We start from the raw sequence: 13968 nt of genomic DNA, 5'->3' as shown, positions 1-13968 counted from the left end.
CCAGATACAAATCATTTCATTTTTCTGTAATTACCCTCTGAGAAATTAATTTAGGCTTTGTCTGTGCATGGCTATCTGCTAATAATTCATCTTTTGGCAATTGCAATAAAACCATAGGAAGTACTTCTTTAGTCGTCACACTATGTGCATAGGGTTCATTTATTTGCATTAAACGCTTGTGCATACCAGCTAATAACGAATCAGGTATTTGCATCGCATCATCAGTAACGAAAACAATTCTATTTCCCAAACTATTCCGCGCAAAATACCAGTGAGGCTCTATTTCAAAAGAAATATCACGCAGCATATGTTGCAACTCTTGGCCGGTGATGGAACAACTTTCCAATTTAAGCATTTGTGTTTTATAACAAAACTCAAGTCTTGGTGCTTTATTTAAAAAACCAGTACATTTCACCACATCTTTTAACTGATAGCGCACAAAGCCCATTGCCGTAGTTAAGAAAACCTCATAATTTTTACCCTGCTCCAACTCCCAAGATTGTAAAAGATTTTCTTTTTCAATATTTTTACCTTCTTCAATAAACTCAGCAATATGTGCACCGGGATGTAAAAAACCTCCTGGTCGGTTGTCTAAAGGAACAGTAAGCCATCCTTCCGTAGCGGAAAAAGTGCCATCAACTAGGCCAACATCTGGACCCAACAATTTTTGTAATTGACGCGCAGGATATTCACAAAGGCCAGAAATCCAGCATCCAACAATGCTCAATGATGGCCAAAACTCTTTAAATGAGCTAGGGTTCTGTTGTGCGAGCTGACTTAAGTAATGTCGACGTTTTCTTGTAATTTGTAGCGGAGGTAAAAAATCAGGAATAGATTTTTCTCCTAATAAATAGGGTAAAAAATGTTTAAAATCGTGAAGACAACGCTCAAAAAAAGCATCAATAACCATAGGTGTTACCGCAAATAGTGCGCTCAGATCAGATGCTAAAGCATATAAAGCAGACCATTGTGTATAGACTTCTGTACTATCAAACACTTCATCAGGCATTGCATAGGAACGTTTAATAAACGCAGGTAAATTGCGATAATTAAAATTGCTAATCCAGCCTGATGGAGTACCCGCTGGAGAGGTTTTATGCGAATCCACCGCGACCAAATACAACATTTTTTCTTTAAACAACCCATGGAAGCGTTGAGTCAGAGTATAAATATAAGGTGGCATCGTGCGCTGGAATTGCGTCTGAAACGAGGCGGTAATTGGAAAAAATTTGCGGACTCCTGCTGTTCCCGAAGTCTCTGACCAAAAAATCAATTTTTCTCCATTAAAAGGCTGAATATGACTGTGTTGGGCGGCCAAAAGATCTGCCTCATAATCTTCATAATGCGTAATTGAAAAATCATCCAACCTTAACGTTGGGATATTGGGTAGCCGAGGCTGCCAATAAGCAGATTTTTTTAATAAAGGTACAATCTCTTGATTCCATAAACGTTCACGTGAACGCTCGGGATTTTTGGTATCCTTAATAAAAGCGCGATATTTTTTTCGGGTAATTGCGGCAATAAATATTCTTTTCCAATTCATTCCTATTACTAGCCAAAATGAATGCGATACGAGATGATAACCTCAAAAACTAAAGTTGGCGAGCTACTAACCTAGAAAAAACAGTTGAGTTCGCCACTTGAGTAGTAGAACTCAACCTTTTTTCTAGGTTTAAGCAGGTATTGTAATTGGAATTACCGAAAACAATCGATGTTGCTCATAAAATTGAGACAAACAATCCGCCATAGACTCCTGCAATCTGTCGTTAATAGATGAATATGAGTTCAATTTATTAAGAATTAATTGAATTGCCAAATGAATCCAGTCTATGCCCAACAATTCTTTAGTCATTAATTGCTGATTAAAATGCCAAAAATGAAGACAACAACTGGCTGCAAAAATCCAACAATATTGTTCTGCTAAACGAAATGCTGCCAGACTGCGTGGGTCAAATTGTTTCTGCTCTTGCAAAGCAACTATTTCGCGGTCTAATCGCTTGAGTTCAACACGAATCGCCTTAATTAATGGGTTGATTTGCTTCGATTTTAATACGGATAAACCAGCCAAAATATCATCTTCTGCATGGCTGAAAAGACTTAGACGCTCTAGTGAAAACTCGGGACACATACAGTCCAGATTAAAAATATGTTCCAATTGCTGTAATTGACTTGGCAGGCAACTTCCTCTCATTCTTGCTTGCGGTAATAAACTGCCTGCAATCACGGATAAATTAACCTGACTACTCCCATCAAACAAACCAATTACTGAAATATCGCGTCTGATTTTCTGAAACATGGACCATTCTGTTGTACGTAAATAAGCGCGGGCCCCCATGACAATGCTACATTCGTCGACAACGCCCTCAGTTATTTTAGGAATAAGGAATTTAATAATCGCAGACCAAAAAGATAATTGTTCAGGCCGCACCGAACTCGCACGCGCCACAGCTAAAGCCGTACAATCGGCAATGAGTAGTTGCGTAAACTGCTCTGCCAGTCGCTGTTTTACAACAGGAATTTCATATGCTGTCTTCCCATACAACTGTCGTTGCAGACTAAAAGAAAGTGCTAGACGTAACGCCGTATCAGCAGTGCCTACAGAAAAAGAAGCACATAAAGTTCGTGAAACCTGTAACGTTTTATAGATAATTTCCAAACCGCGTTGTTTGTCACCAACCAACGCATCTTGGGGCAAGAAAACTTGTTCCAGAGAAAAGCCACTGATGTCCAAGCCTCTAACCCCATGCGTAGGCAGCTTGGGTGTTGGCATAAAACCAGATTGAATTTTGGATTTATCCAGAAAAAAAACGGAAAAACCTAAAGGCCCTCCGCGTTCATGGGTACGGCAAAGAAGAGTAATATTTTGCCCCTGGGTAGCAAAATTAATGCACCATTTTCTTCCGGATAACTCCCAACCGTTATTACACGGATGCGCCGTGACTTTATTTGCCATGATGTCAGAACCATGTTCTTCCTCAGTCAAAGCACATGCAGTAACTTCGCCGCGACGAAAAGACGCTACCAACGCTTGTTTCTGTTGTGCATTGCCTGCGATCCAAAGTGGTAAAGCCCCCAGAAATGGCAGCCCCAGGGCAATACCTGTGGTTAAGTCGCGTCTGCATATTGATTTAACCAGAAAATACCCGACATCAAGTGCAGCAAACCTGCCGCCAAGGCTTTGAGGAATGAGGTAATCCATAAACCCCCATTGCTGAATCCACTTGATTTGTTTCCAGGCAAGCTGTTCTTGCTCATCGTGTTGCACACTTTCTTGAAAATTGAGTGGGCTATCCTGTTTTTCAGGATTTCCTAAATAGTTTTCAAAAGAATGAATTAATTGCAGTAAGTCGTGATAAGCAGACATGATGATCCTTACTCATTGTATTTGCCTCTCTCCTACAAGTAGGAGAGGAGATCTTAAAAAAACATCCCTTCCCCCTTGGGGAGAAAGCGCCCGTCAGGGCAGATGGGCGTTGTTTTTCCTCACTAATAATCGAGAGAAATTCTATACGATAGAATGTCGTGCCATCGGCAAATCATCCATCATGCGATATAAATATTCCAAATGTTGTGCTAAACGACCACGCATTCGTTCGGGAGTAATCATTTCATCGATCAAACCAGATGTATAGGCATCCATTAATGAGGGATCAAGAGACAACTCATTCGTCGCACTTGCTTTGATTTCGACAGACACACGTCCATCCGTACTTTGAACTTTTTTTGTGGTCTCTTTACCCATAACACCAAGAGTCGCAGTCTCTAAAGCCAAGACCAAATCACCTTGCTGCGATACGGTTTGCATCATGAGAAATGCTGCAGCACCATAACATTTACGCACAATCACACTCATTCTCGGCACCCGAGTTTGCATCGCGGCACATAATCTGGCCCCATGTTGCAATAAGCCCTTTTGCTCTTCACGTTTTCCGGGCATAAACCCTGGAACATCAATTAAAGTAAGAATAGGAATCCTATATGCATCACATATTCGGATAAATTTAGCTGCTTTTTGCGCGGCATCTGAATCAATCGCGCCGCTAAAACGAGTGCTCTGATTTGCAACAATTCCTACGGCATATCCATGGATGCGCACAAAAGCACAAATCATGGCTTGTCCATACATGCTTTTGTATTGTTGTACTTCTGAGTTATCCACAATTGCCTGAATCAAATCGCACATATTAAATGGCACTCTGGGATCATCTGGGATATTAGGCACAGCATGCACTGGTTCCATGAACGCGTGCACCGGAGGGCATTCTCCACTATGTGAAGGAAAAAATTGGAGCATATTTTTCACGTGGTTAATTTGCGCCGTGATGCTGTCGTCAATAAAATCAGCGATACCTGTAGTGCTCGCATGCATTGCGGCCCCACCCAATTCACTCATACTGACTTTTTCACCGATTGCTTGTTGCACGACCATCGGGCTAGTGACCATTAAATAGCTACGGTGCTTGTTAAAGAACAGCAAATCCATCAACACCGCAGAATAAGCAGGTGCCCCTAGTGTAGGTGCGACAAGTACCGCAAATTGCGGGACAACCCCTGAGAGGTTGATATTACGCGCGATAATTTGCGTGTATTCATCGCCGCTTAGTAAATTTTCTTCCAAAGAAATACCAGGAGAAGCTAAAAAGGCAATAATAGGAATGCGTAAGTCTTTGGCTCTGTCCATAAGACGTAGAATCTTTTTGGCACCTTGGCTGGTAATATATCCGCGATTCACTGAATGATTATGAGCATATAGTGCAACTGGTCTATGGTTTACTTTAGCTAAGCCCGTAATTACTTCCGCCCCAAACTGTAAATGCAGTTGCTCATTAGGCGCATAATCTGCAAATAATGGAAGGAAACTATGCTCATCAATGAGACTTTCTATCCACTTCATCGTGGTTTTATCAGCAGACGATGAGGTCATATATCACTCAACTTTCAGTTAAATTTGTGCAAAAGAATACACTTCGTAATTAATAGGGTCAAATTATCCCCAAAAAAGGGTATAATTTACCCGCATTAAAGCCGTAAAAAATGAAAGGTAAAATCTATGGAAATTTTGTCCCCTAATATTCGTTTTGATATTACAGCCGCATCTCGCGTCCTTCCTGACTCTCCGCCAATCACTAATTTGGATATTTTACAAAACTTCCCGAGAACGTCGGGCCACTCTCTATCTTTTTTAGAAAAATTTGCTGAAAAAATTGGTGAGGAATTTGGATTTTATTCTCGTTATTGGTGTCATAAACCGTGGGAGCCTTTAGACAAGTCCAAAGCAATGACGGCTGAATCATTAGCTATTGAAGCAGTACAAAAGCTGTTTACACAGCTCCCCCCCTCGAAAATACATGCATTTTTATTGGGCTCGACAACCAATAAACGATTTACAGGCTCACAAGCTGCAGCAGTTCTTGGCAGCTTAGGTATAGATGCTCCGGCTTATGATTTAAAAACAGGCTGTTCCACATCCTTATCGACGCTTCATCTTGCCTATGCCTTAATGGCTTTAGGTTACAGCAATGTCCTGGTCAGTTGTGCTGAGACGTTATCCAAAGTAATTGACCCTGAAAATGAAAAAACATGGATAGGTTTAGCTGATGGGGCTGCAGCCTTGTTCATGGAAAAAAAGGAAACAGGTGCATTCACCATTGAAAAAAGCTTTTTTTCTACTGAGGGAAAATACGTTGAAGCGTTCACTACCCAGGGGATTTTTCCACCGACCAAAGAACAAATTGATTCCATCGGGTATCATCTAATTGGCGACGAATCACTGATGAAAGAATTGGCGTATGCTAAGTACAAGCAAATGCTCGCCCATTTATTACCTACACAAGAAGATCGCAACGCCATTACCTGGATTATACCGCATCAAGTGAACCGCAAATTAATTACCCAGCTGCTTCAAGAAAATGACATGATAAATCAATCAATCATTTGGGATTCCGATACAATTGGTAATATTGGTGGTGCATCGGTTCTTTATTCTTTAGCAAGAGCAATCGAAGAAAAGGTTTTTGACCGCCCAGGAAAAATACTGATGATGAGTGTCGGCGGTGGTCTCTCTTATGCCGCACAAGTACTCCAATTTCATAATCCATGAGGTTTCTGTGATAAATAAAGAGATTTTCAACTGCATCTCCCTTGTCGATGCGGTTCAACACAGAGCGCTGCATACTCCAGAACAAATAAGCTGTACTTTTGTAAATAGACATTTAGAAGAACAAATGACTTATGCTGAATTGGATGCGCGAGCAAGAGCTATTGCTGCACACTTACAAGCACAGGGGGTACAGCCTGGAGACCGGATCTTATTATTATTTTCCCCAGGTTTTCCCCTGATTCAAGCTTTCTTCGGTTGTCTTTATGCAGGTTGTATCGCAGTACCCATTTATCCTCCTGCCCAAGCAAAATTATTAGATAAGGCACATCGCATTATTCAGAATGCAAAACCGGTATATGCCTTAATGACGGCAGATCATTTGCTCAAATTCGCCACGCTGAATATACAGGGACAACCGCATTTGGATTCAGTTCCATGTTTGGCCATAGATACCATAGAATTACATATGAGTTCTCTGTGGCAACCTCCTCTTATTCGTGCACATGACGTTGCTTTTCTACAGTACACCTCAGGGTCAACAATGCACCCTAAAGGGGTTATCATCACTCACGGCAACTTGCTGGATAATATTCACAAAATATCGCATGCATTTCAGTTAAATGAAGAAAGTATATCATTCAGTTGGCTCCCACCTCATCATGATATGGGCTTAATAGGTTATATTTTGACGCCTATTTATGCTGGCGTTCCAACATACCTGATGTCTTCTTTTTCTTTTCTACAAAATCCACTTTCCTGGTTACAAAACATTAGTAAATATAGAGTAACCATCAGCGGTAGCCCTAATTTCGCTTACGATTATTGTGTGAAACGCATCAAGGAAGAAAAAAAGCAGGGTTTGGATTTAAGCTGCTGGAATATTGCATCCAATGGAGCAGAACCCATTAGAAAAGAAACATTAGAACATTTTTATCATGCTTTTAAAGATTATGGGTTTCGCAAAGAGGCCTTCTATCCTTGTTATGGTTTGGCTGAAGCGACTTTATTAGTGACAGGTAATACTCCAAATGCCTCCTATCGCACCCTTACTTTAACTAAGGAGCAATATCAGGATCATCGCGTCCGCTTTGCTGAAGAAGGAAGTCCACTGAGCCATACTCTGGTCAGTTGCGGTCAGTTCATACAAACAGTAAAAATTGTTGATGCAGAAACACGCACCCTCTGTGAGAATGATCAAATAGGTGAAATTTGGGTACAAAGTGCCAGTGTTGCCCAAGGTTATTGGCAACAAGATGAAGAAACACAGCATGCATTCCAAGGTACAATTCAGGATGACCCAAGTAATCAATTGTATTTAAGAACAGGCGATTTAGGATTTGTACATGAAGAAGAACTCTATGTGACGGGCCGCATCAAAGATTTGATTATCCTCTATGGGAAAAATCATTACCCACAAGATATAGAATACTCTATTTTACATGCGCCAGTGCATGCATCTTTAGGCAAATGTGCTGCTTTTGTGATACAGACAGAACATGAATACGAGCTAACTGTCATGTGCGAAGTAAAAAATCGTTTGCTTAGTTCTGAGGAACAAGACACTTTGTGCAATACTATTTTTGAACTGGTTTACCAGACTCATCAACTCGAAATTCATCACATTGTACTTATTCCGCTCAAATCCATGCCGCATACAACCAGTGGTAAAATTCGTCGAAATTTCTGTAGAAAACACTTATTGGATAGTACACTGCCTATAATCGCTACTTGGCGATTGAATAAGGTTGAGGGTTAAGATCATGCAATTTTTGGCTCAAGATGCACACAATCGAATTGCACTAAGTGTTGAGGAACAGCATTTAAGTTTTGCTGAATTAGAAGCGGCGATCTACAAGATGACTAGGCAGTTAAACAAATTGCCCCCGGGCATTTTAGTCTTACAAGCCACACCCCAACCCCTATTTGTCATTCAATTATTAGCTGCTTTAACTATCGGAAAACCTGTAGCACTTTTTGCCCATCAAGAATTGGCATGGGAAAAACGGGCTATTTTAAGCACGAATATGACCGTGAATGAGCATGGAGAACTTCTAGAACTCCATGAAAACAATGATATAAAACCTCACCCTCAGTTAGCTTTGGTACTCTTTACCTCTGGAAGCACAGGACAAATGAAGGCGGTACAACTTTCTCTAAAAAATATCACCGCCAATTGCAAAGCTATTGTGAAGGCGCTTGAATTTTCCAAGATAGAGGATCAATTATTATTTTTGCCTTTATCGTATTCTTTTGGCTTGCTAGGTCAATTACTTCCGGGACTAATCGCAGGCATAAAAACGCAGCTGCTCCAACAATTTACTGACATCAAAGTCTTATTAGAAGGTGGTAAGATACCGCACATGTGGAGTGGTGTGCCCTCGCATTGGGTGGCAATTCACAAAATGGCTGCATTGTTCCCAGAAAGTGCAGCAAAAATAAAAGCAGTTGTCTCTGCAGGAGCACCGTTGAGTGTTTCATTACGTGAAAGCTTAATTCATACCTTTTCCAAAGCGATCATTTACAATAATTACGGTTTAACAGAGGCCTCTCCTCGCGTACTCACTTATTCCAGTACTGATCCTTTATTTCTCGAGGAGTATGCTGGCTATCCAATTGGTGATTGGCAGGTGCGTTTGTCAGAAAACAATGAATTGCTTATCAAAGGCAGCCAACTGATGCTGGGATATTTGGGGGAAGAACAACAAACCCGAATACAGGATGAATGGTTTTTTACTGGAGATCTAGCGGAGCAATTACCCTCAGGTTTAGTAGCAATTAAAGGACGCTTGGATCACATGGTGAATATAGGCGGTGAAAAAATCAATTTAATTGAGATAGAGCATAAAATTTGCCAAATTAAAGGAATTAAAGAGGCGATTGTCTTACCTTTAAACGATGAACTGTATGGTATCCGCTTACTTGTCTGTCTGGAGCAGAGTAGTTTTAGCCCCAATATTTCTGAACACATGCTTGTCAAACAATTAAAACAACATCTTTTACCCAGAAAACTTCCAATTAGCGTGCAATTATTAGAAAAATTACCGCGTAATCAACATGGGAAACTGGATAGAAAAACCCTACTTTTAAGTCAGAAGGATAAAATCCATGCTCACTGAACGCATTCACAATACCTTAGTCAAGATTGGGCTTCCCCATCTACCCCAAGATACATCGGCCACCTTGGAACAAGGTGGCCTAGATAGCTTAATGTTAGCGCTACTTATTATCGAATTAGAACGTGAGTTTAAAATTAAGATCCCGGTTATGCCTTTAGTCAAAGAACATTATGAATCGATAAGCAGCATTGAAAAACATTTAATTGAATTGGGGGCAAAATGAATCTTTTGCTTACGGGAGGTTCTTCCGATATTGCCCAGGCTATAGCCAAACGACGACTGCAATTAGGCGACCGCATTATCATAACTTGTTCCACTAAAGAAAGCCTGGATAGAACCTTGGAACACTATCAACAGCACAACATGCAAGTACGCGGTTTGGTATACAATTTTGCCAATCCAGAAGCCAGTAAAGAAGAGCTGCACGAGCTGCTGCAAGAACCTTTAGATGGGGTTGTGCTGAACGCGTTTACGCGTGTAAGCCAACTTCGTAAATTACACGCGCTACCCTATCCTGCATTACGTGCTTATATTGATGATAACTTACATGGCAATATTTGGTTGATTCATCAGTTATTGCCTGCTTTTTTGGCCCATAAATTTGGCCGATTGATTCTGATTTCCAGTCTTTCGGCAATTACAGGCACTAGTCGTTATGGTGCTTATTGCGCTACCAAAGCGGCATTAGAGGGATTGTTTTTAAATTTAGCCGTTGATTACAGTGCCAACAATATTTTATCGAATATCGTCCGTGTTGGTTTGATTAAAACATCAAGAACAGAGCAATTCTGGAAAAAACCTGCTTATCAAGAAAAAATGGCGCACATTATTCCTCAGGGCATGATGGGAGAAACTGCACAAGTCGCAGAAGCGATGGATCCCTTATTATCCAGAACCTCATTTATGACAGGCTCCGTAATTACAGTAAGCGGCGGATTACCTCTGATGCGTTCAGAAGGACTATTATCATCATGAACTTATTATACGCTGAAAAAAATATATACCTCAAAGGTCCGTTCACTGCATTACCCGAAAAGATTATGGGTAATCAAGAGGTTCTCGATTGGATGAATAGTACCCAAAGTCCAACACTGGTCAGTTTCTCGACCGGAATTCGCAACAGACGTTGGGCCAATGAAGATCAAGCATGTAGTGATTTGGCGGTACTTGCTGCAGAAAAACTATTCGCAGAGAAACCCACAGAAAAAAATAAGATTAACCAAATTATCTTAGCTACAATTTCAGGAGACTATCTCGCGCCACCAACTAGCCCTCTGGTGCAATACCGTCTCGGATTACAAAATACCGGTGCTTTTGACATAGGAGCAGCCTGCGCGGGCTTTGTAGTCGGTTTACATACAAGTGCGGCGATTGCTCAGGCAAGTATGGGCTCCATCTTATTAATAGCCAGTGAAATTCGCTCCAAATTTTTAAATAAAAATAATTTTGCCACCAGCGTTCTCTTTGGTGATGGCGCAGCTGCTTGTGTTGTGTCCACCGATAAAGAGCATGCAGAATTTCGTTTTATCGCTTCGGCATTATTTGCAGATGGAGAGGTCAGCGATACAGTTTCCACTCCTGCAGGTGGCTCGCGGCTGCCTGCTGCACAGTGTACAGATCCCGAACTCTTTTACATTACCATCAAGGAAAGTACTGCATTATTTGTCAAAGCAGTACATGGCATGGTGGATGGTGCCGAAGAATTTCTCAAGGCATTAAACCTGAGCACTGCGGACATCCAATGGCTAGTACCTCATCAAGGAAATAAAAATTTAGTGTTATCAGTTGCCAAACAATTGGGTTTTCCTGAAGAGCGCATTGTCAAAACTGTGGAGGAAACAGGCAATACCTCCGGCTCCAGTGTCGGCATTGCCTTGGATTACCTGCGCGAACATGCAGATATTAAAGCAAATGATAAAGTGTTATTAGTCGCTGCAGGTGGAGGCGGTATTGCAGCTTGTGCGCTTCTGGAAGTTATTTAAGTACGGGGGCCCGTCATCCCAAACATCACCGAAGGATGACTGTATTAGAAATGAAATGTTGAACTAAACCAAAATTCAGCCAAAGGCGTATCTTTATAATGCGCTAAATGAAAATTAAAAAACTCTTGTGCTGCATGCAGATTTTTACTTTGTATTAAACAAATAAGATAGGTTTGGGCGATGATTTCTGATTGCGCATCACTGCCACCGATTTCAGTGCGTCTTGAGATACAAGGTGCCATCAAATCACATGCTGTTTGGAACTCATTGTGTACAAAAGCATGTATTCCTTTACTCAAGGGCAAGATTACCGAAAACCAAAGCGATTGATAATATCCGCTCGGTAGTGTTTTAGCGTAAGCCTCAATCGATGCGAGGGATTTTTGCACTGCATCCTCCTGGCCTAAACGAGCAAGACAATAGATGTAATGCACCGTATTAAAACCGGTGTAATGCATCGATGGATTTTCCTGCAAATAAGGTGCAAGCTCATTAAACCGCTCCAGCTGCGGCAGTCCTGCCATATCCAAACGCCATAATAATGAAATCGCATCGATTTGTTCGGTTACAATTTCCGGAGAAATGCCAAAAATTACAGAATATAGCTCCATCACTTTATCAACTTGCCGTAATGCAAGATAAAATAAAGCTAAATGCCAGCTGTTGTGTCCACGCAAAAGCGATGAAATCTCGTCCCAACTCCCCCGAAAAGACTCTAAAGCCACAACTCCATTGGCAATATGATGAGTATTCAGGTAGGTGTGCGCCAAAGCATGATGAGCCCACGGTGTAATGGGGTCAATGGTAAGGGCGTGTTCTGCCAAACGTTGGGCGTCTGTTACATGACCTGACAACTCAGCCGCAAAAGAATGCATGGCTATAAAATGCGATTCATCCTGATTATGTGTGGCAATTCGTTCACAAAATGCCAAATATTGATGACTATTGTACGCTTGCCCTGAACAATAAAATAACCATTCAGCGAACTTTGCTGCCAAAGTATCGCGAGGATACAAAGCGGTTAAAGCACTCGCATAGTCTAACTGCATCCACGCTTTAACTGCTTGATAAGTTAATTGTTCTCTTAAATTTGCTGTAGGCAATAATTTTTCAGCATGGATTAAATGCTCTTTTGTCAAAGCAGTTGTTGCATCAGTCTGACCATAAAGATAAAAAGCAGCTGTATAGACTTGGAGAAGCAAATTATCAGGATTATTTTTAACAGCATCTAAAATAAGGTGGGGTTCTTTCCCTGAGCCTAAAATTTGTTGATGAAAATGATTAATACTTTCTACAACCTGCAATGACCATGTTGTCACTGTTAAGCCACGATTTGTTTCCATGGTGGACCTACGAAATCGTCTCATTTCTTATAGTATATATCTCTTGATGGAAAGGCGAGCTGAATAAGCAAATAAAAACATAAGATCTTAAGCATGATTTCATTGCATCAAGTAACGTCATCAGATAACCTACTGCCGAAATTATGGAGAGATAAAAAATGAAGAGTCAAAAACAATTATTCGAGTTTTTATGTCAATTGATTGATATTCAAATTAAAAAATACGTTGCCTTACCCAAAATAGGTATAGGCCCCGATGCTCGTCTCAATGGACAACTTGTTTTTCAAGAAGTAAATGAGCTATTAGGATTTGCTGAGCAACTTCTAGCTAAAATGGAACACAATGTTGTTTCTCCAGAACTCTTCTCCTCTATTTTTGAGCAAGTCAAATTTTATCTTGAACAAGAACATCTCAGGGGATATGCAGGTTGGCTTCTTGATGAAAACAATATTCATACACCATTGATGGCACGAGTAAATGAGCAAATCGGACAATTAAAAGAAATCGCCGACTCAGCACATATTGAGTATTCCTCTGCATCAAAACCCGTAACAGAAACACAGAAACAAACCGAATATGATAGTGTGGCCATTGCTTTTTACATTTTGGACCTCGCTGTAAAAATTGCTGAAAATCCAGAGATAGAATTAGATGCTAAGAGCCTAGGACATGCTCTCCCAATATTAAGACGTAATGCGACCACCCGCTATAATAAAGAAGAATTCGCTCAACCAATCCGTGAGTTACATAAAAAATGCACTGAGTTTATGCAGCAATCCGACGCTCAAAAAGGCGATACACTGCTCGATAAAGTAAATGCTGGCGTCTATGAAAAAAAACACCGGGAACAATGGAGCAAGTTACTCAAACGTTATCAAAAAGTTGAACCAGACTCTAAATTATTCGATGCGGAACACGAGTGGTATAAAATTGGTAAATTATCAGCAGAAAAAGTAAAACCCCAATCAACATACGCGAGCCCAAACCTTACATTATTTGGCGGAGTCACTATAGGTATACTGCTTGTTTGCATGTTGGTTTCATATTTTATAAAACAACAGAATAATGAAAGCGTCTTAAATTCAACGCTAAATCCCTAGACGCTACATAGATAAAGTAGGTTGGGCAGTGGCCCTACCTACTTCAAGCCGAACAAAGCTCATCAATGAGAAAACGTATTTCCAACACTTACTGGCTACGCCTGAGTAAAATCAAACAAATCCTTATAAGTATGAAAATTCATTGCATCTTCTTCAGTCACTGTTAGATTATATTCTTCACTTAGAATGGCCAGTAACTCAACGATTTTCAAAGAGTCCAAATGCAAGTCTTCAATCAGAACCGTATCATCATGAATTTCCTCTGCTTTTGCACCAGATAACTTGGATATAATTTGTTTTAATTCACTATCAATGATTTTCATACAA

12 protein-coding genes are annotated in these 13968 nt (G+C 40.6%); 7 read left to right on the top strand and 5 right to left on the bottom strand.

Features of this window, described 5'->3' with window-relative positions; all coding sequences use genetic code 11:
- Positions 1–16 precede the first annotated feature (16 nt).
- From Lste_RS01510 to Lste_RS01500, 3 genes are all read right to left on the bottom strand, one after another.
- Positions 17–1543, bottom strand: coding sequence for a GH3 family acyl-acid amido synthetase (locus Lste_RS01510; protein WP_058509324.1), 1527 nt, complete (start codon positions 1541–1543; stop codon positions 17–19).
- 129 nt (positions 1544–1672) lie between these two features.
- A complete protein-coding gene (locus tag Lste_RS01505) occupies positions 1673–3364 on the bottom strand; it encodes an acyl-CoA dehydrogenase family protein (RefSeq protein ID WP_058509323.1) in 1692 nt (563 codons plus the stop codon).
- Positions 3365–3505: 141 nt separating this feature from the next.
- On the bottom strand, positions 3506–4924 hold the full coding sequence (locus tag Lste_RS01500; RefSeq protein ID WP_058509322.1) for an acyl-CoA carboxylase subunit beta: 1419 nt from the start codon (positions 4922–4924) through the stop codon (positions 3506–3508).
- Between the two features lie 126 nt (positions 4925–5050).
- Between Lste_RS01500 and Lste_RS01495 the strand changes: the two genes are divergently transcribed.
- Genes Lste_RS01495 through Lste_RS01470 form a run of 6 tightly spaced genes read left to right on the top strand, consistent with a single transcriptional unit; the run spans position 5051 to position 11198 of the window.
- Positions 5051–6100: a 3-oxoacyl-ACP synthase III family protein gene (locus tag Lste_RS01495; RefSeq protein ID WP_058509321.1), complete on the top strand. Its 1050-nt coding sequence runs from the start codon at positions 5051–5053 to the stop codon at positions 6098–6100.
- A 10-nt stretch (positions 6101–6110) separates the two neighbouring features.
- Positions 6111–7856 carry a fatty acyl-AMP ligase gene (locus tag Lste_RS01490; protein WP_058509506.1) on the top strand — a complete coding sequence of 582 codons (1746 nt, stop codon included), beginning with the start codon at positions 6111–6113 and terminating at the stop codon, positions 7854–7856.
- A 4-nt stretch (positions 7857–7860) separates the two neighbouring features.
- Positions 7861–9216: a class I adenylate-forming enzyme family protein gene (locus Lste_RS01485; protein WP_058509320.1), complete on the top strand. Its 1356-nt coding sequence runs from the start codon at positions 7861–7863 to the stop codon at positions 9214–9216.
- The gene (locus tag Lste_RS01480) at positions 9206–9439 is read left to right on the top strand and encodes an acyl carrier protein (protein ID WP_058509319.1); all 234 of its coding nucleotides are present in this window, start codon (positions 9206–9208) and stop codon (positions 9437–9439) included. The genes Lste_RS01485 and Lste_RS01480 overlap by 11 nt, the downstream gene beginning before the upstream one ends.
- Entirely contained in the window at positions 9436–10191 is a 756-nt protein-coding gene (locus tag Lste_RS01475; RefSeq protein WP_058509318.1) for an SDR family NAD(P)-dependent oxidoreductase, read from the top strand. The genes Lste_RS01480 and Lste_RS01475 overlap by 4 nt, the downstream gene beginning before the upstream one ends.
- Entirely contained in the window at positions 10188–11198 is a 1011-nt protein-coding gene (locus Lste_RS01470) for a 3-oxoacyl-ACP synthase III family protein (protein ID WP_058509317.1), read from the top strand. The genes Lste_RS01475 and Lste_RS01470 overlap by 4 nt, the downstream gene beginning before the upstream one ends.
- A gap of 44 nt (positions 11199–11242) precedes the next feature.
- On the opposite strand, the gene Lste_RS01465 is transcribed toward Lste_RS01470, so the two are convergent.
- Positions 11243–12541, bottom strand: coding sequence for a tetratricopeptide repeat protein (locus tag Lste_RS01465; protein WP_058509316.1), 1299 nt, complete (start codon positions 12539–12541; stop codon positions 11243–11245).
- Between the two features lie 158 nt (positions 12542–12699).
- Here Lste_RS01465 and Lste_RS01460 point away from each other — a divergent pair, with 158 nt between their 5' ends.
- Positions 12700–13641: a hypothetical protein gene (locus Lste_RS01460; RefSeq protein WP_058509315.1), complete on the top strand. Its 942-nt coding sequence runs from the start codon at positions 12700–12702 to the stop codon at positions 13639–13641.
- 95 nt (positions 13642–13736) lie between these two features.
- Here Lste_RS01460 and Lste_RS01455 read toward each other — a convergent pair whose 3' ends face one another.
- A complete protein-coding gene (locus Lste_RS01455; protein WP_058509314.1) occupies positions 13737–13964 on the bottom strand; it encodes an acyl carrier protein in 228 nt (75 codons plus the stop codon).
- Between the last annotated feature and the right edge of the window lie 4 nt (positions 13965–13968).

The organism is Legionella steelei, from assembly GCF_001468005.1.
Lineage (GTDB): Bacteria > Pseudomonadota > Gammaproteobacteria > Legionellales > Legionellaceae > Legionella > Legionella steelei.
This window is presented reverse-complemented; position numbering and strand designations above follow the sequence as displayed.

Coding starts and splice junctions, on each gene's coding strand:
- Lste_RS01495 (WP_058509321.1), top strand. CDS start 5,051: ATGGAAATTTTGTCCCCTAATATTCGTTTTGATATTACAGCCGCATCT.
- Lste_RS01475 (WP_058509318.1), top strand. CDS start 9,436: ATGAATCTTTTGCTTACGGGAGGTTCTTCCGATATTGCCCAGGCTATA.
- Lste_RS01485 (WP_058509320.1), top strand. CDS start 7,861: ATGCAATTTTTGGCTCAAGATGCACACAATCGAATTGCACTAAGTGTT.
- Lste_RS01455 (WP_058509314.1), bottom strand. CDS start 13,964: ATGAAAATCATTGATAGTGAATTAAAACAAATTATATCCAAGTTATCT.
- Lste_RS01470 (WP_058509317.1), top strand. CDS start 10,188: ATGAACTTATTATACGCTGAAAAAAATATATACCTCAAAGGTCCGTTC.
- Lste_RS01460 (WP_058509315.1), top strand. CDS start 12,700: ATGAAGAGTCAAAAACAATTATTCGAGTTTTTATGTCAATTGATTGAT.
- Lste_RS01465 (WP_058509316.1), bottom strand. CDS start 12,541: ATGGAAACAAATCGTGGCTTAACAGTGACAACATGGTCATTGCAGGTT.
- Lste_RS01505 (WP_058509323.1), bottom strand. CDS start 3,364: ATGTCTGCTTATCACGACTTACTGCAATTAATTCATTCTTTTGAAAAC.
- Lste_RS01500 (WP_058509322.1), bottom strand. CDS start 4,924: ATGACCTCATCGTCTGCTGATAAAACCACGATGAAGTGGATAGAAAGT.
- Lste_RS01510 (WP_058509324.1), bottom strand. CDS start 1,543: ATGAATTGGAAAAGAATATTTATTGCCGCAATTACCCGAAAAAAATAT.
- Lste_RS01480 (WP_058509319.1), top strand. CDS start 9,206: ATGCTCACTGAACGCATTCACAATACCTTAGTCAAGATTGGGCTTCCC.